18 protein-coding genes are annotated in these 17,002 nt (G+C 59.4%); 9 read left to right on the top strand and 9 right to left on the bottom strand.

Annotated elements, in window-relative coordinates; translation table 11 throughout:
• Positions 1–87: 87 nt before the first annotated feature.
• Positions 88–420 (bottom strand): YMGG-like glycine zipper-containing protein, encoded by a 333-nt coding sequence (locus tag LZ016_RS15310; RefSeq protein ID WP_241448338.1) that lies wholly within the window; start codon positions 418–420, stop codon positions 88–90.
• Between the two features lie 235 nt (positions 421–655).
• Between LZ016_RS15310 and LZ016_RS15305 the strand changes: the two genes are divergently transcribed.
• Positions 656–1,117: a hypothetical protein gene (locus tag LZ016_RS15305; RefSeq protein WP_241448337.1), complete on the top strand. Its 462-nt coding sequence runs from the start codon at positions 656–658 to the stop codon at positions 1,115–1,117.
• A 23-nt stretch (positions 1,118–1,140) separates the two neighbouring features.
• Here LZ016_RS15305 and LZ016_RS15785 read toward each other — a convergent pair whose 3' ends face one another.
• Together LZ016_RS15785 and LZ016_RS15300 are read right to left on the bottom strand one after the other, a co-directional pair.
• Entirely contained in the window at positions 1,141–1,347 is a 207-nt protein-coding gene (locus LZ016_RS15785; protein WP_366512937.1) for a GFA family protein, read from the bottom strand.
• Between the two features lie 275 nt (positions 1,348–1,622).
• Positions 1,623–2,207: a PEPxxWA-CTERM sorting domain-containing protein gene (locus LZ016_RS15300; RefSeq protein WP_241448336.1), complete on the bottom strand. Its 585-nt coding sequence runs from the start codon at positions 2,205–2,207 to the stop codon at positions 1,623–1,625.
• Positions 2,208–2,304: 97 nt separating this feature from the next.
• On the opposite strand from LZ016_RS15300, the gene LZ016_RS15295 reads away from it, so the two are divergent.
• Entirely contained in the window at positions 2,305–3,807 is a 1,503-nt protein-coding gene (locus LZ016_RS15295) for a winged helix-turn-helix domain-containing protein (RefSeq protein ID WP_241448335.1), read from the top strand.
• 105 nt (positions 3,808–3,912) lie between these two features.
• Here the strand turns inward: LZ016_RS15295 and LZ016_RS15290 are convergent, their stop codons facing one another.
• From LZ016_RS15290 to LZ016_RS15280, 3 genes are all read right to left on the bottom strand, one after another.
• Positions 3,913–4,482, bottom strand: coding sequence for a VOC family protein (locus tag LZ016_RS15290; RefSeq protein ID WP_241448334.1), 570 nt, complete (start codon positions 4,480–4,482; stop codon positions 3,913–3,915).
• Between the two features lie 251 nt (positions 4,483–4,733).
• Entirely contained in the window at positions 4,734–5,021 is a 288-nt protein-coding gene (locus LZ016_RS15285; protein ID WP_241448333.1) for a nuclear transport factor 2 family protein, read from the bottom strand.
• A gap of 357 nt (positions 5,022–5,378) precedes the next feature.
• Positions 5,379–6,080: an alpha/beta fold hydrolase gene (locus LZ016_RS15280; RefSeq protein ID WP_241448332.1), complete on the bottom strand. Its 702-nt coding sequence runs from the start codon at positions 6,078–6,080 to the stop codon at positions 5,379–5,381.
• 115 nt (positions 6,081–6,195) lie between these two features.
• Between LZ016_RS15280 and LZ016_RS15275 the strand changes: the two genes are divergently transcribed.
• Positions 6,196–6,630 carry a MarR family winged helix-turn-helix transcriptional regulator gene (locus LZ016_RS15275; RefSeq protein ID WP_241448331.1) on the top strand — a complete coding sequence of 145 codons (435 nt, stop codon included), beginning with the start codon at positions 6,196–6,198 and terminating at the stop codon, positions 6,628–6,630.
• A gap of 301 nt (positions 6,631–6,931) precedes the next feature.
• Here the strand turns inward: LZ016_RS15275 and LZ016_RS15270 are convergent, their stop codons facing one another.
• The gene (locus LZ016_RS15270) at positions 6,932–9,022 is read right to left on the bottom strand and encodes a S9 family peptidase (RefSeq protein ID WP_241448330.1); all 2,091 of its coding nucleotides are present in this window, start codon (positions 9,020–9,022) and stop codon (positions 6,932–6,934) included.
• 209 nt (positions 9,023–9,231) lie between these two features.
• Between LZ016_RS15270 and LZ016_RS15265 the strand changes: the two genes are divergently transcribed.
• On the top strand, positions 9,232–9,402 hold the full coding sequence (locus LZ016_RS15265) for a hypothetical protein (protein WP_241448329.1): 171 nt from the start codon (positions 9,232–9,234) through the stop codon (positions 9,400–9,402).
• Between the two features lie 504 nt (positions 9,403–9,906).
• Here the strand turns inward: LZ016_RS15265 and LZ016_RS15260 are convergent.
• Entirely contained in the window at positions 9,907–10,344 is a 438-nt protein-coding gene (locus LZ016_RS15260; protein WP_241448328.1) for a Crp/Fnr family transcriptional regulator, read from the bottom strand.
• Positions 10,345–10,657: 313 nt separating this feature from the next.
• Here LZ016_RS15260 and LZ016_RS15255 point away from each other — a divergent pair, with 313 nt between their 5' ends.
• Both LZ016_RS15255 and LZ016_RS15250 read left to right on the top strand, forming a co-directional pair.
• On the top strand, positions 10,658–11,215 hold the full coding sequence (locus LZ016_RS15255) for an alpha/beta fold hydrolase (RefSeq protein ID WP_241448327.1): 558 nt from the start codon (positions 10,658–10,660) through the stop codon (positions 11,213–11,215).
• Positions 11,216–11,675: 460 nt separating this feature from the next.
• A complete protein-coding gene (locus LZ016_RS15250; protein ID WP_241448326.1) occupies positions 11,676–12,470 on the top strand; it encodes a hypothetical protein in 795 nt (264 codons plus the stop codon).
• A gap of 59 nt (positions 12,471–12,529) precedes the next feature.
• Here LZ016_RS15250 and LZ016_RS15245 read toward each other — a convergent pair whose 3' ends face one another.
• Entirely contained in the window at positions 12,530–13,867 is a 1,338-nt protein-coding gene (locus LZ016_RS15245) for an HlyD family type I secretion periplasmic adaptor subunit (protein ID WP_277622789.1), read from the bottom strand.
• Positions 13,868–14,227: 360 nt separating this feature from the next.
• Between LZ016_RS15245 and LZ016_RS15240 the strand changes: the two genes are divergently transcribed.
• The 3 genes from LZ016_RS15240 to LZ016_RS15230 all read left to right on the top strand — a co-directional run bounded on the left by LZ016_RS15240 (position 14,228) and on the right by LZ016_RS15230 (position 16,981).
• Entirely contained in the window at positions 14,228–14,914 is a 687-nt protein-coding gene (locus LZ016_RS15240; RefSeq protein WP_241448324.1) for a TIGR02466 family protein, read from the top strand.
• A gap of 41 nt (positions 14,915–14,955) precedes the next feature.
• Positions 14,956–16,641: an ATP-binding cassette domain-containing protein gene (locus tag LZ016_RS15235; protein ID WP_241448323.1), complete on the top strand. Its 1,686-nt coding sequence runs from the start codon at positions 14,956–14,958 to the stop codon at positions 16,639–16,641.
• 136 nt (positions 16,642–16,777) lie between these two features.
• Positions 16,778–16,981, top strand: coding sequence for a hypothetical protein (locus LZ016_RS15230; RefSeq protein ID WP_241448322.1), 204 nt, complete (start codon positions 16,778–16,780; stop codon positions 16,979–16,981).
• Positions 16,982–17,002: the final 21 nt, after the last annotated feature.

Below are 17,002 nucleotides of genomic sequence, written 5' to 3'. Positions count from 1 at the left end.
CCGGGCCGCAACTGCACCGAGCGACGCAGGATGCAGCTAGAGAAGCTTATCTATCTGTTCTGACTAACGAATTAACGGAGTCATCCGTCAGCACCGCTTGGAATAGTCGTAAACAAGCTGCCCTTGTTGATCGTAGATTGGGCGCCCTTGCTCGTCGACCAGGTAGCAATATCCGCGCGTGTCTCTGGCGCGGAAGACCTGGTTAGGGTTCACTGCAGCGCCGAGAGCCCCGCCAGCCAAAGCACCGACCACCACTCCAGTGGAAGGATTGCCCGCGGCACCCCCTGCCAAACCGCCAAGAAGTGCGCCGGCGGCTGCGCCGACCACCGTGCGATTTGCTGCATTATTCGCGCCGTTCGGGCCGGCAACGCATCCGGAGCAGATGATCCCCGCACCGATGATTGTAACGAGACTTTTCATGTGGTGTCCTCCTGGCGGCCACCGCTCTCGGGTCTAAGCGTTCACTACGGTCCGTGGTTCCCGCTTCTTTTCAGTGAGTTAGGGAAACTGCTTTGAATTCGGAGCGTTCGGCAAAGCCGTGAGAGTTTTTCTACCGTCCATGGCACTTGTGCTCGCCGGTTGTGCGATCTCCACGCCCCCGGTCAGTCCGCAATTGCGGGAGTTGCCGACGTCTGCTCCGACGCAGCAGCAGCGAATGAACGCCGATCTCGTCAGGCAAACGAGCGAGCAGGATCTGCTGTGGAGCGCCCGCCAACGGTTCGGCGAGCAGCTGGTCCGGCGAGCGCTCGCGGCAGACGTCTACATCTTCGCCAAGCATTATCAGGGGATGCTTCCACCACCCCCTCCAGGCGTTGGCCCCGACTGGACGTACCCAGATCCGCCAGCAGCCGTTCTGTTCGTCGAGAACGGAACTTGGCTTTTCGCGGTGCCCGGGGGAGTCCGGCAGGCGCGGCCAGACAAGGTGCGCGAGATCCGTGAGGTCTTGTCGGGGCAGAAGTTCTGGAACGAACCCGTATGGGCTCCGCCAGGGTGCACCGATGCCGGCGCGAGCCTGCTGATGCTGAAGATTCCAGGTCGACCCGAAGTTGTGCGGAGCGCCAACTGCGGTGCCACCGGCGGAAGCGAGGCGATCGTCTTTCGTGCACTGGAAGCTTAAGCCGAGAGCGGCACCGTTACGCGTCACCTGCGCGATCCGGAAGTGTCTCGAAGCACGGAACGGCCGTCCGGAACATGAGCCCATGGGGCTCGGTCCTTCATGAAGATAGCCATTTGCGGCTCGAAAAGTGAGCTGTCATCGAGAGAACCCGCGTAGATCGTATCCCAATCCGAGCTTGCGCGAGCCCCTCCGAAGACGAAGCTCCCACAAGAGCTGCAAGTGTTTCGCACGGCCCTCGTTCATGCCTCCCTGCAAAGCCATGCGACGGGACGACCGCTTCACACCCTTGTGCGAGGGTGTGGGCCTAGTCGAATACTGGCGCCGTCGGAGAGTTGAGCCGGACTACGTGCGGCTCGATAGTTATCCTTCCACTGCCGCTGGGGATGCTGGCTGAAGGAAACGGGCAAACTGCGCGGAAGCGAGTGCGCCACATGCGGCAAGAGTCACTGCCTCCATCTCCGATGTGACCGGCAGCAGGCTCGTACCTACTGCCCGCCGAAGTTGATCATGCGAACTGCTGACGCAAGCGCTTGCGTTGCCGGCGCACTGCGAGTCCAGTCGCGCCGAAGCCAAGGAGCATCAGCGACCAAGTCGTAGGTTCGGGTACTGCCGGAGCATTCACGTTGCCGATGAAGTCGATTGAGACGTGAGTTGGTCGTGTCCTGGCGTCCGCAATGCCACTGCCATTGAAAGTGCCGGATGCCCCTTCGAAGCGGCCAGTGCCTCCAAGAATCGTGAAGAGCCACGCAGTGTTGCTGATGCCTACGGTGTCCGTTGGCGTTGAGCCTCCGTCAAAAGTTCCATTGAAGGCGTCGTTGCCAAAATCAATGATGAAGGTGCCAAACGACGCTCCGCCTCCGAGCGAGAGACAGGTGCTGGTACCGTAGGTGAAGTCGCCCAACGACGACGTGCCATTCGTGGTGGACGGGTCGATCACCGACCGAAATTGTAGGGGCGCACAGGTCGCATCCGCGCCTACGAGTGCGCTTAGGCCGGTTACACTGCCTGTGAATGGCAAGACATCTGCGTTTGCCGGCAAACCTGTCCCAAGCAGGATACCAGCGACGACGGTTCGAACGAGATTACGCATTCTATCCTCCTGTTTGGCTGCGAGGGAGGACTTGGCGGTGCGCGAGGATTGCACCATGATGAGTTGCCGATGATCTGCCGATGAAGGGGAGAGATTGGTGAACGCGTCTGCGACATTTCCCGTCCGGCTTGCAGCACTGACCATCGATCCGGTTCGCCGTCGCATTACCGGTCCGGGCGGCGAGGCGTCCCTCGAGCCGCTGGTCCTGCAGCTGTTGCTGCACCTCATCGACCGCAAGGGACAAGTGCTTCAGCGACGAGAACTGTTCAATCACCTCTGGGGCAACGCGCAGGTGGGTGACGACAGTCTCAATCGGCTCGTGGGAAGCCTAAGGAAGGCTCTCGAACGAACCAGCAACGGTGCAGTTGAGATCGAAACCGTTCCGCGAGTTGGATACCGACTGCTCGCCGACTCCGTGGACAGTGATCTCAAGCCGTCACTTAACCGCCGCTCAGTGCTGGTTGGCGGGACTTGCTCGGTACTTGCCCTCGGCGGGATCGCTTTCTGGCGCGCGACAATGAACAAGCGCCTTGCCGAGGCGCAGCAATATACCGACCGAGGAGACGAGTTACTGCGGGACGCGGTTCCCATTGAGGCGGGGAATGCCGTGCCGCCGTTGCGCTCTGCACTCGAGATTGATCCGGGCAATGCCAAGGCACTGGGCCTGCTAGCATTGGCCGAGGAGACACGCGCCAACAACGGAGGAAGCTCTGACGCAGGCGAGACCCTGGGCGAGGCAGAGAGGGCCGCGAGGGCAGCGCTGAAGCTGGATCCTGATGAACCCCATGCTCGACTGGCGATGATCGACATCAGAGCCGCCAACCTCGTGTGGACGCAGATGGAGGATCGATTGGAAGCCCTGCGGAGGTCGTTTCCGACTAACGTGCACGTGCTGGGCAGCCTGACCTCGTTTCTGCAGGCCGCAGGCCGAACATCCAAGTCTTGGACGGTCAATGAGCAGGCCGCAGCCTTGGCGCCGACCTCGCCGACGCCGCAATGGCGCCGGGCCCTCCGGCTTTGGACGGCTGGACGAAACGAGGAAGCGCTCAGCCTCAGCGAGCGATTGCTGCCACTGTGGCCGAGGCACTCCCTCGTATGGAACGCCCGTTTCATGATCTTGGCGTTCACGGGGCGGACGGGAGCCGCGGAGGCGATGCTTCGTGAAGCAGTTGGCCCGGCGGAAAACGCGCATCCTGTTCGTCTTGCGCAATGGCTTCCAACGCTTGATGCCTTCGCTGACCCAAGCCGAGAGCGCGTTGCGCGAGCGAGAGAGGCCAACGTTGCCGCGGCGCGGCTCAATCCCGGCCAGGCGACTTACGCGGCAATGGCTCTCGCCCAACTTGGCGAGATCGATGCCTCATTCGCGGTCATCAACGCTTTGCTGTTGAGTAAGGGCCCGTTGGTAGCCGAACGGCCGATAGTCCCGCGCAGCTTCGTGGCGAACTCGCCGAGCTGGTGCCGAACGCAGTGGCTCTTCATGCCGCCACTCGCCAGAGTCCGAAACGATGACCGGTTCGCCGCCTTGTGCGAGGAAATCGGATTGTCCGCTTACTGGCGGCAGCGCGGCGTAGTTCCAGATACGCGCCTGCCCGAATGGTAAAATGAAGGTGCAGAAGGCCCAGTGCTAATGGCAGCTTTCGACCCATTCTTGCCATTAGCGTAGTGGCAGCTTTCGACCCATTGCTGCCATCGAGGGGCGGCTCGGTCAGGTCATCCCGTGCGCCGCAGGGATCGGCGAGGGCGGTCCGGCTGGCATGACGAGCAAGCTCTCCCCTCGCTCTCCACCTTCAAAGCGGGCGAGCAGCGCATCCGGATCGTACGCAACGCCCACTGGATTGGACGCGAATGCCGGTGTTCGCATGAGCGCCGTCGCCTCCTCAACCGTTCCGACGTCTACTTGGAACTCCATTCGATTTCCGTCCGGGTCGGCATAGTAGAGTGACATCGTAGTTCCGTGATGGACCGGCCAATATGGGGTGATCCCGGCGCGTTTTAGTCGGGCATAGGTCTCGAGCAGTTCTCCTGCATTCTGGTATGTGTAGGCGACGTGGTTGACGCCAATCTCACCGCGATCATCGCGGGAGGTTGCCCCGGGCTTCAGGATGTCCAGGTTGGCGAACGCGAAGCGATGGTGTTCGTCGTCGTACGTAAGAAAAGCGAGAGCTGGGTTTTGGTAAACCACCTCCGCTTCGAAGACGTGGCGGTACCAAGCAATCATCTCATCGAAGCGTCGCGTTTGATAAACGACGTGCGCGAACTTCACAGGTTTTACCATGGCCGCCTCCCGCTCAGGTTGACACTCAACGCTACCGGCACCGCGACCAACCTCTGCAAGGCTGCTCGAAGGCGAGAGAAATAGCAGTTTGCTTGAGCCACGTCGTGCAAATCTGGGTTGCTATTCAGCGGTCCACTCATTCCCGGTTGCTTACGTAGTGGCACCTTCCGACCCAAAGCGGACATTGCAGGTTGAGAAGTGAGTCGGCGCGAAGCGTGGGGGATTTATCCGCGCTCCGCGCCAAGCCGAGATCAATCTTCGATCGGAGACGCTGCAGCTTCCACAAATCCGGTTCCGGCAAGTCTGTGGAGCGCCGCCGCATATTTCTGCGTATCGAGATACGGATGCAGGCTTACGATCTTGCCCCACTTCAAGCGAATGATGTGAACACCATCATTGACGTACGACCTGTCACCATCAGCCATAACTGCATAGTCACGCCACTCGACGACTGCTGTTGTATCCCATGGGGCACCACTCGAAGCGATGTGCTTTATCGCAAACCGCAACTCGGGATGTACGCTATACAGGCGCACCACGCACGCAGTCCTTGCTTGGTATGCCTCGTCCCGCCCAACGCATGCTGGCCCGGGAAGATATGCTCGAACCGTTCGGCCATACCCGCCAAGGCGGACTCCCAGTCGCCCCGGCTGAGGCCGGCAAATATCTTACGTACCTGGCGGCGCACGATCGTATGGTACATTGTCGTTTCTCCACTTCGCGTTGTAGGAAGACCGGAGCCGGCCAAAACCGACCCCGCCACGATACAAAAATCAATTGAGTCCGTGCCGCTGGGACGAGGAACAGGCACCTGCCGCGCCACAAGACAGCACGGAACATCCATCAGGGATCTTCGAAAGGCGGGTGACTAGCCGAAGCCAGCCACCCGCAACGATTTAGGCAACTTCGACCGACTGCTCAGCGGCCTGCTCGATCAGCCGGGCAATCTCAGCTGGTTTCGACACGTAGATCGCGTGGCTGCCGGACGTCTCGGTCACCTGGGCGCCCGCACGTTCCGCCATCGCCCGCTGCGCAGGAGGCGGAATCATGTGGTCGTCGCTCGCCACGAGATAGAAGCTCGGCTTCGATTTCCACGCAGGAGCCGTCACCTTGCCGGCAAGCGCTTCGACGCCCCAGGGAACCTGTGAGTCTGCCATGAACCGGGCAGTCGATGGATCAACGTCGGCGGCGAAGGAGCCGGCGAACTTCGCCTTGTCCAGCATGAGGAAGCCGTCCTGGGGAGGAAGGATTGGCGGCACTGCTGCACCCGGCGGCGGGTTGGCGATGAGCGTTTCGACTGATTCACCTGCATCGGGTGCGAAGGCGGCGATGTAGGCAAGCGAAGCGACCTTCGGATCATTTCCGGCCTCGGTGATCACGACGCCGCCGTAGGAGTGGCCCACCAATACGACCGGATGCTTTGCGGCAGCAATCGCTCGTCGAGTGACGGCCACATCGTCGGCCAGCGAAAGGGTCGGATTTTGCGCGACGATCACTTCGTATCCGTTGTTGGTGAGGACCTCGTGGACGCCCTGCCAGCCGGAACCGTCGACGAAACCACCATGAACGAGGACGATGCTTACGGTCTTGTCGGTCACATCTAATCTCCTTTTGGGCACGATAATAGTTATCGCGATAAATGTCCGCTACTACACGACGGAATCTCTTGTCAAGACAATACTTATCGCAATATATAAGTGACCGGAAACCATCATGAAGCCGAACAAGCTCCCCCTCGACTCCCAACTTTGCTTTTCGCTCTACGCGGCGTCGATCGCCGTGAACCGCACCTACAAGCCGATGCTGGACCCCCTCGGCCTGACGTACCCGCAGTATCTCGTCCTTAGCACATTATGGGAGCAGGATGGGCTACCCGTCTCTTCAATCGCTGACCGTCTGTCCCTGGAATCCAGCACGATCACTCCGTTGGTGAAGAGGCTGGAGGCTGCCGGACTTTTGACGCGAGAGCGCAATCCCAAGGACGAGCGCCAGGTGATCGTCAGCCTGACTGCAAAAGGACGCTCGCTGAATGAGAAGACGGTTTGTCTGACGGACGCGTTGCTGGAGCGCTCAGGCCTCACCCCGGATCAGTTGACGAAGCTCAACGGCCAAGTTCGCGAGCTGCGTGACGCGCTTGCTGGCAGCTAGCCAATGTCCGCTTTCGACCCATTCCTGCCACTAGGGGCGTGATGGCAGCTTCGACTGGGAAGCAGACACTGCTCGCGAGAGGTTTCCTGGCGTCAACTCGAGCTGAATGTTTTATACCCCAACTGTTGCGAAGTCCTCGGCGACTACTTCGTATAGATGCGGAACTCGCGCACCTGGACTGAAGCGGTCTGGCCCGGGCCGTTCGAGTTCACCGCTATCCCTGGCCCCACCGCCTTGATCGTGGGTCCGCCGTCCGCGACGAAATCAGCAAGGGTGAATTCGGATGGGTCGAAGCAGCCGACTAGTTGCGATGCGTCGCGTCGGCAGTCTCAGACGAAGCTTGCCTCGCCTCCGTTGGTGGAACGTTGCCCGTCCAGCGGTCCATCCAATCCTCCACCTTCCGATACCATTGGACTGAGTTCTGAGGTTTCAAAACCCAATGGTTTTCGTCGGGAAATACTAACAGCTCCGTGGGCACGCCTGCGCGCCGCGCAGCGTTGTAGGCCGCGATGCCCTGCTCGGTCGGCACTCGGAAGTCTTTGCCTCCGTGCACAACCAGCATTGGCTTCTTCCACCGATTTGAGAAAACGGCGGGGTTAAATCCCTCCCAGTCAGCGATGTTGCCCGTCGACCCAAACTGGACATCCACGAAGGAGCCCACATCCATGACCCACGCCTGCGAGCGTACATCGAACACACCGGCGTGATTAACCAGGCACTTCCAGGGGTCGCTCCACTGGCTAGCAATCCAGTTGATCATATAGCCGCCGTAAGAGCCCCCCAGGGCGCAAGCGCGGCTCCCGTCCAAATAGGCAAAATTCGCGAGGGCGTGGGCCCAGCCCTTCTGCAAGTCTTCTAGCGGACGGTCGCCCCAATGGCCGGTGATCGATTGGGCGAACTTCTCGCCGTAGCCGGTCGAGCCATGGAAATCGACAGTGACCACAGCATAGCCCATGCCGGCCCACACTTGTGGGTTCCAGCGGTAACTCCAAGCATTGCTGAACGAGCTTTGAGGGCCGCCATGGATCAGGAAGGCGACCGGATATTTCCGACCTTCGACGAAACCGTACGGCTTCGTGATGTAGCCGTAGACCGTTTCGCCATTCCAACCGGCGAAGCTGAACTGCTCGGACGGGCTGAGAGGCGTGACTGATAGAATGGAAGCGCCGGCATTTGTGAGCTGGCGCGGGGCCGCCGCCCCCTGCTGCACGAACAATTGTTGTGGGGAGCCGAGCGTGTCTCGGATGAACACAGTTGATTCGCCGGCGCTGTCAAAAGCGCTTACCACTCCTTCACCGCTGAACTTGGTGACCGTGTTGCTTGCCAGGTCGATACGATAAAGAGGCGCCTGGCCACGCTCCTGACCCGTCGCCAGCAGGCTCTTGCCGTCGGCCGACCAGGCGATGGCGCCCAGAGCCGCATCGAAGCCGGGCGCGACTTCGCGCGTTTTGCCTGACCTTAGATCCATCAGCATGACGGCCGTCCGGGCGAAGCTGAAGAGCGGTCCGGTAACCGCGACATAGGCGAGACTTCGCCCATCCGGAGATACCGCTGGCGAGGAGAACGAAGTGCCGGCGCGATCGATCAGCAGGCGCGGCGCCGTTTTTCCGTCGGCGGCGACAACATAAATTTTCGAAAAGGAATTGCCGCCGCCGCGATCGCTCGCTGGATCGCGGCTGGCGAAATAGACCGTTCGGCCGTCATGCGAGAGAGTTATCGCCCCACTGTCGCCGTCGGCCGGCACGTCGGCCGTGAAGCCCTTGATAAGCGCGGTGCCCTCGGCCGGAGCGCCGGGTTCGCCGACGTCGACGCGGAAAAGGTTGAGCACTGTCTGGTCGAGATAAGAGTCCCAAAATCGGGGCTCCGTCTTGATCTCGAGACCGCTGCCTTTTGCCTTCGCTTTAGCATCGGCGCGATCCTTGGTGCAGGCTAGCGTTGGGCAGTCGGGGTACACGCTCGCGGCAACAATCAGCGTGCGCCCATCGGGTGCGAGCTTGAAGGCCGCGACGTCGATCGGGAATGAGGTCAACTGTTGCCTGACTGAGCCATCGGCACTTGAGCGCCAAACCTGCGCCGATCCGGACTTGCCCGAGATGAAATACAGCCAGCGCCCATCGCTCGACCAACTCGCGCCAGGTCCAGCCTTCTCGTTGCTGAGCAGCGCCAGCGGCTTGGTCGTGTCTCCTTGGAGATCGATGACATTCAGGGCATTAACGCCCTTGTTGCCATCCCAGTCGGTAGTTCGCAGCGCATAGGCCACGTAGCGGCCGTCAGGGGAAATGCTGGGCGCTGACACCCGCTCGATCGAAGCCAGGTCCTTGGCGGTGAACGGCCGCGTCGCTGCAGCGGCCGGGACTGCCAGCAATAGTGCAGCTACGTAAGTCCTCAACATCCGCGAGCCCCCTGCGCTTCTAGCGAGAGTAGAGGGACCCCGGCTGCCGTCAATGGCGAGCGACCGTGCTGCCAACCTGGCGAATGACAACGTCAGACTAATGTCTGCCTTGGGTTGAAAGCAAACGCGAAGCTTATGGCAAGCTTGGGTGGAAAACAGACGTTAGCCGTTCCGGTGAACTGCCGTGGGGATGATGCGTTGAACCATCGATGAGCGAGAACAAGCATGAACGGGCTGAGCGGCGGGAGCGCCATGCGCGCGAGGTGGAGGAAAGTCAGGAGGCCCTGCGTGAAAGCATTTCCGAGACCGAGCGCCTTGTAGGCGAATCCGACAAGATGCTGCGCCGCCATCGTCAGGAGCGTGAAGACGGCGGCGACTGACTCAGACGATGGACCCTACCGGTTCGCCGTCTTTGAGAACCTCGCAAACAGGGCAGTCCGGGCTGTCGGCAGCCTGTTGCACGGCCTCCCTATCGGATTTCGCGAGTACGTGCTTCTTCTTGAGCACAAGCCCCCCGAGCTTCGTCAACTTGTTGATACGATATAGTTTCACCCGGCCCCCTCATTCACCACGCTCGTGGATGACCTTCGTACGCTTTAGCACCTCTTTCGCAACCATCTGCTTGAGTTCGGCCAGGGTCCCTACTTCGTGGCCGCAGTCCTCACAGATGATGAGCGATCGATCAGAGTTACCTTGATCGAGAGAGAAGCGGTTGCCGCCACAGCTCGCGCAGTTCAGTTCTATCCGCATAATTCAGCCCCGAGATGGTGCCCGACCCTTCGCACCATCGCAGCCGGGAGTCTCGAACGTGGGTTAGCGACGAGGCGCTTCTTTGGGTGGAAAGCGGACATACCGGTAGGAATTGGAAGCGATGCACGAGCCGCTTAGCTAGCCTGCGCGAACGGAAGTCTCTTCTGCGGGCTTACATCCGTCTGCAGGTAGGCAGCATCAAAGTCGCCCGCTTCCGCCAAGGCATCCCAGTCGTAAATGCAGGCATTGTGCTTGATGTCAGCAAGGCGCTCTCGGCGAAGGCCTTGAAGCGTGCGATTCACGTGAACGGCAGTGAGGCCGGTGATGTCTGCCAACTGCATCTGGGTCACCGGGAACGGGAACATGATCTCGCCTTTGGCTGGGCCCGCGCCAAGACGTGTCGCGATCTCGCACAATACATGGGCAATCCTGGCCCGCGCGTCTCTGCGACCTACGTTCACGACCCACTGCGCCAGGATCGAGGCGTCCACCATGCAGTCTCTCCACAGTGCCTCTGCGAGCGCGGGGAACATCGCTGCCGCTTCTCGAACCGCGCCGTGCGGGATGCGCACGATAGTCGCCGTTGACAGCGCCTGCAGGGCTGAAGTGGCTTCAAATGGCTCTAATGCCTGGAATGGCGTGGAAAGCTGCCATTATTTCCAGCTGCAGGCACGGTAGAAGGCGGGAGCTCCTCCCCAAAGACGCAATACAATCAGTAGGAACCGTTCCGCGTCCTACCGGTTGGGCGCAGCTATGACCGGATCTCTGGATACTCGCCGACCCTCCTGGAGGAAGCTCTTGAGAGAGGCGCCGGCCGCCACGCGGCTCCTCGCAGCCCAATTGCGCCGCTACCCTAGAACGCGCTTACCAGGCAGGAAACGCGCCGTGATCGTTATCTCGGGCTTTCTGACGCCAGACGCGGCAACTCTGCCACTCCGCCGTGCACTTCGCGCTGCGGGTCACCGCACTTGGGGCTGGGGGCAGGGCTTCAACGTGGGAGCTCGCAGGCGCAAGTTCGAAGGTCTGATCAATCGCATCGACCACCTTGCCGAGGCCACTGGCGAGAGGCTCGTACTAATTGGCTGGAGTTTGGGCGGTCTTTACGCGCGCGAAGCGGCGAAGCGCCGGCCTGAAAGTCTTGAAGCGATAATCACGCTCGGGACCCCCTTCTCTCATGGACTACGCGATAACAACGCGTGGAAGCCTTACGAGGCCGTGAACGACCATGATGTCGATCACCCGCCGGTTCAGATTGCGCCCGAAAAAAAGCCATCGATGCGCACCGTTGCGATTTGGTCATCGGAGGACGGCATTGTCGCTCCAGCGAGCGCCAGCGGGACGTTGAAGGAGACCGACGAACAGGTCGAAGTGACATGCCCGCACAATGAGTTGGTGAGCCATCCAGAATCACTGAAGGCGGTGCTTGGAGCGCTGGGCAAGTAGTCTCTGCAATCGGTCGAAAACGGACATTACGTGCAGGCGCGGCCGGAGGCACGTCCTTGGTATCGCACTGGTATCGCAAACGCGCGAATTTAGCTCGATTCCAGCTAAGATCGGCGCAGAAAAGTCTCGGATTTCTGCGATTCCGTCCTGGGGGCGAGCAATTACACTGCAGAGGTCAGGGGTTCGGTTCCCCTCAGCTCCACCAGCCTGGCAACAATCAAATCAATTACTTAGCAGGAATTCTGCCCGCCGACCGGGCTGCTTCGCCCAAATTGCAGGTGCGAGAGAAATGCCGCGGCGTCAGTGCCGCGACCTACGCCACTGCGCGGAGATCCACGACTACTTCATTCGATGGGATGCCCCAAAGACTCATGCCATACTCACCCAATAGGCTCTAGACGCACGCCGAGTGAGTTAAGGGCCGTGCACGATAGGTGACCGGATGAAGAATAGGTTCGCTATGGCTGTAATCCTAAGCACTGCGGCCATCCTGCTCGGCGTGCTCGCTGTCTCGAGGGGTCTTACGTCGAGCGGGCCGCTCAAGAAAGAAACGGCCATCCGAGAAACCAAGGCCCCCATTTACGGTTCATCCGTTGTCGGGACGGATTTCGACTTTATCACTGATGCCGATCCGAGTGCGTTCACTCGTCTGGAATATGTTGGTTTCCAGAAGTTCGAGATGCCCGACAAACGAGAAACGGGCGAACCACTTGTTCAGGATGCATACCTGTTCAACGCGTACTTCTCCGACGGGACGAAGGTGGGCATCGCGCTAGACAAGGATTTCGGCAGCAGGCAGGCGGCTGAGCACGATGCGAGGCGCTACACCTCGCCGCTCGGGAAGTTACCGTCGCTGTATCGCCGTAATCTCAAGCATGTCGTGGTCCACACGGGCGGCGCCGACACAACCTCGTTTGCGGAAGACAAAGGTCATTTCTTCGTCATCTACTCCGACAATGCGACGAAGCGCATCGGAACTCACGACCTTGAAGAGACCTTCTTTCATGAAGGCACTCACGCCTCGATCCAGGCCAAGTACATCGGGGAAACGGCATGGCAGGAGGCAAAAAAAGCCGATAACGCGTACATAACCCGCTACGCGAAGACCGACGATCAGGAAGATTTCGCCGAATCCGCGCTATTTGCCTACACGCTGATCAATCATCCGGAACGCCTTCCTGCAGCCGAGCGAGACAGGATCGAAAAGCAGATCCCAAATCGCATTGCCTTCTTCAGGAGCGTGTTTGCCGACTAAGTTAGAGCGCGTCCCTTTCAATCGAATTCATCGAACTCGCCAGAGCGTGTAAGCGCCACTTAGTCTCTGAAGGCTCTGGAGAAGAAATCCGTTATCGGTCTAGTGACATAGCTGGCCGGGGTACGGCCTTCGGTCTGTAGGAAGGCTTCTACCGGCATCCCCGGTATGAGCTCGACCTTGCCCAACTTTTTCATCTCGCTGTCGATCAGCCGCACGTCGACAAAGTAGTACGGCTTCTGCGTCTTTTCGTCGACGAAGGCGTCTGCCGATACGGCGGTCACACGGCCGTCAATGATCGGTGTCGAGCGCTTGTTGAACGTCGTAAATCGAAGCCCAGCAGGCTGTCCGACGTGGACCTGCTCTATGTCCCTCGCGTCGACGCGCACCACGACCAGGTTCGGCTTAGTGTCGGGAACGATGTACATGATCGGTTTGGCCGCCTCGATCACGGATCGGGGGCCAAGCACCTTGGAATCGAAGACCATTCCGCTCACTGGAGCTCTGACATCCAGCTTGCCCAACTTGTAGAGTAGCCCGTTTCTGGTCTCTATGAGTTTCTTCGACTGCTGTTTGGACAGGTTGAGTTTGTCCGCACTCAGCATCCTCAGATCCAAGGGTGATGCATGCGTCTTGAGCCGTTGTTCGGCCAGCTTTCCATTCAGTTCGGCACGCTTCGCCGCCAGAGTGCCGGCTTCGCCCTTCGCCTTGGCCAATTCCCGCTGGAAGCCCGATAGGACGGTGACTGTTGTGTATCCTCTCTTGAGGCTCTCCTGCGCCCGAGCAACGTCGCTGCTCAGAAGCGCTATCTCTTCCCGTTTCGCAGCAAGGGCGGCCTCGACGCCGCGAGCCTCGTCCGCGATCTGTTTCCTTTGCTCCTGAAGGACGGAGACTTCGGTAAACAATGATCCTCGGCTAGCCTGCAGTTGCCGCTGTTGCTCGTCCAGGAGCGACCTGAGCCCAGGATTGCTCGCAACGGCCTCTTGCAAGATCGGGTCGAGCGACAGCGTACTGCGGTCGTTCAGTTCGGCCTCCAACCGGGCCTCATTCGCGAGGAGTTCGAACAACTCGCTTTCGACTGCGGCGAGGTCTGAACGAAGCGATGAATCTTCAAGGCGTACGAGGACGCTTCCGCTTTTCACCCGATCGCCGTTGTTCGCGAGGATCTCCGCAACCACGCCGCCGATCGGATGCTGCACTGCGATGCGGTTGGTCGATGCTTGAACCTGGCCCTTGCCGATGATGGCGCCCGATATATTGAAGGTTACAGCCCAGACGAAGACAAGGCCGAACAGTCCGATCAATGCGGCCAGGCCGACGTTCAGCGGCTTTTGGATCGTCGATGAGCGACGGTTGCCGCTACTCCGAAGCAAGGTGGTGACGTCAAGCTCGTGCTTCATGCCGATCTTCCTTTGCCTCGATGAGATGACCGGGTCGTGCTTGGCCGACGTGTGGCTCGAATCCAATACATCTCTCCTCATCGAACGTTCAGGTGAGAGTGGAACAAGCGCATTACTTTAGAATTGTCTTGAGTCCTCATGCGATTCAAGCGTTCAATCCTCTCAACACCGCATAATTTTCCCAAGCGAGCGATTACCGGCAGCCCGTGTCATCTCTCGATCCTCGCGACAACGAATGAGGGTAATCCTGTCGTTCGACCCAGCGACTGAGCCGCTTGACGACATACCTGGATCACTACAGGCTTGCCGGAAGGACTTGCCGGTCGTCCTGCTTGGAAATGCGTAAACATGGAGTGCCTCATGCCAGCCGATTCAGAATCTGAGGTGACAAGCAAGGCACGATCGGCGGTTACCGACCCCGATCGCTTCGTCCGGAAAAATTATTTCCCGACGATGATCTTCCAATATGACATCGAAGACAGCGAGCAACTCAACAAGACCCTTCTCGAGCTGGTCTATGCCGAGCGAGAGCAGGGAGTTGCCGTCAACAAGTCAAACACGGCCGCTCTTGGCAGTTGGCACAGCGCGACAGGATTGCACAAGAACCCAGCCTATGAGCCACTCCTGACGGAGGTCAATGCCGCACTGGGACGCATATCTGAGGATTTGAGTTACGCTTCGCATCAAGTCCTTAGAGTGACTTCCATGTGGTCCATCATCAATCCTCCGGGCAACGGTAACCGCGCTCACATTCATCCGAACAGTCTTTGGAGCGGTGTGTACTACGTCCAGGCGTCCGACAGCGGCGGCAAGATCGAATTCATCGATCCTCGAACGGTTCTGATCATGAATCAGCCCAAGTACGAGGAGAAGAAGAAGCGGCCGCGTGATTGTTGGACCAAGGTCACCTACAAACCGGTAGCCGGGCGAATGCTGATCTTCCCGGCTTGGCTCTATCATGGCGTCGACCCCAATTTATCGAAGAAAAGCGGCCGCGCGGGTGACCGCGTAATCGTGTCTTTCAACATAAACCAAGTTAAGAAGTGACTCCCACTCGTCGGGGTATTTGATGTAAGTGGAGCGTGCATTTGGCCGGTAAGGTACGAGCAACCGTGCTGCGAGACACTTTGATCAGTCTCCGCTCGATCCTCTTCTTTTCTGTTGGGATCAGCCTTGTCTATGGCCTGCTGAGGCTGGCCGGGCCGCTCTTCATGATCCTCGTTTTCGACCGGGTCCTGCCCGCCCAGTCTGAAGCCACCCTGGTGTCCTTGGTCATAATTCTGGTCATCATTCTGACGATCATGGCGCTGCTGGACTATTCGCGGCGACGGGTTTTGGCCCGGTTCGGCGCTCAGTTTCAAGAGCGGATCGAGGAGCACATCTTTAGATCCACGGCCCGCGACACATACTTCGCGAGAAGCGGTAACAAGCCAGCCGCGGGATTAAACGAGGCGGATGGGCTGCGCTCGTTTTTTCACTCCGGGTCGTTGGTCGCCATCCTCGATTTCATGTGGTCTCCGGTTTTCCTCGGGGTGGTGTTCATTATCAGCCCATTCATCGGATGGATCGACGTCGCCGGTCTTGCGCTTCTGGTGCTTATCAATCTCTCCAAGGTGCATTTCTCGAAGGCGCGCGAAGAGCGGCACAGCGAAGCAAGCGACCGCATAGGCGACCTAAAGAACACGCTGTCTGTGTCGCGTCATCTGATCGAGTCTCAGCAGATGACAGCCGCCTTCAACAAACGGTGGCTATCGGCGCGACGCTCGTCCCGCGACACGGCGATCGAACACAAGGACTTCACAGGATGGTTTACAGCCCTGTCGTCGCACACAGTCCTCATGCTCCAATATCTGGCGCTTGCGGCCGCCGCGTATCTGACGATCGAGGGTGAATTGACTGTTGGAGCTATGGTCGCGGCCATGGTCCTGAGCCGTCGCATCGCCTATGCGACGGAGCGTTTCCTTAAGCAGCTGCCCAGCATTCGCGAAGCACGCGAAAATTGGAGAAGCCTCGACAAGGCCTTGAGCGCAGCGGAAGCCCCGACTGCAGTCCTAGACGGAATGGCAGCCTTGCGCCTGTCACAGGTCACCGTTCGCTGTCCTCTCACTAAGAACAAGCTTCTGCGCAACGTTAGCATCGACATCGAACCGGGTTCATCGGTTCAGATCGTCGGAGGCGCCGCCGCCGGCAAAACTGTGTTCGCTGAGACGTTGATCGGCCGCTTCGCGCCCAGCGCCGGCAAGGTTTCAATTGGCGCCATCGAATTGGGGCGATTGTCGATCACAGATGCAGCCAGGACGATTGGCTATGTCCCGCAGCATGTCTCCTTCGTCCCCGGGACAATAGAAGAAAACATCGCCGGACTGGAGGATAAACTCGACAGGTCAAGTCTCGTGCATGCGGCGCGCGTCGCGCAAGTGCATGAAAAGATTCTCTCTTTTCCTGAGGGGTACGATACGCGCGTCGATGCGCTCGGCAGTCGGTTCTCCAAGAGCGAACGTCACATGCTCGCCTTGGCCCGGGCGCTCTATACGAAGCCGAGGGTTTTGATCATCGATGAACCCGACACGAGCTTAAGAGAGGCGCTTTCCAAAAACTTGAAAGACGAGATCAACGGCTTCCTTGCGCGCGGAGGCATTCTGATAATGCTCACTCGCATCGCGCTGAGGTCGTACCGTCCAACCCGGAGCTTCGTATTGAGCGACGGCAGTCTCAAGGAGATGGAGATCAATGCGAAGGCTGACGGAAAGGTCGTTGCTATCCAAGGTGGATAGGAGCAGCTGGTTGCCCCCTAATTGACTGATCCACGTGGCGTTCGCGAAGATGACCGCGACTGATCTGAACGAAAGTCCCGATTGAGCGCGAGACGCGTCAAGCTGATCCACAATCATAGCAGCGGAGTATTTTGGAATGGCTGAAGGAAGCAAACCCGATTTCGAGGTCTTCGCAGTTCGGGAGCGTGAGGGCGGATCGGGCAAGGATATATTCGTGAAGATCGGCGTGGCCTACAAGCGACGGAACGAAGCCGAGGGCGTGAACATCCTGCTCGATGCCTTGCCGCTCGGACGCCGGCTGGTAGTCGTGCCGCCGCTGGAGGATCCGCATCGGCGCTAGGAGGTATTGCGGTGAAGCCCA

Source organism: Sphingomonas telluris (assembly GCF_022568775.1).
Lineage (GTDB): Bacteria > Pseudomonadota > Alphaproteobacteria > Sphingomonadales > Sphingomonadaceae > Sphingomicrobium > Sphingomicrobium telluris.
The sequence above is the reverse complement of the archived record's forward strand: the minus strand, read 5'-3'. Positions and strand labels throughout refer to the sequence as shown.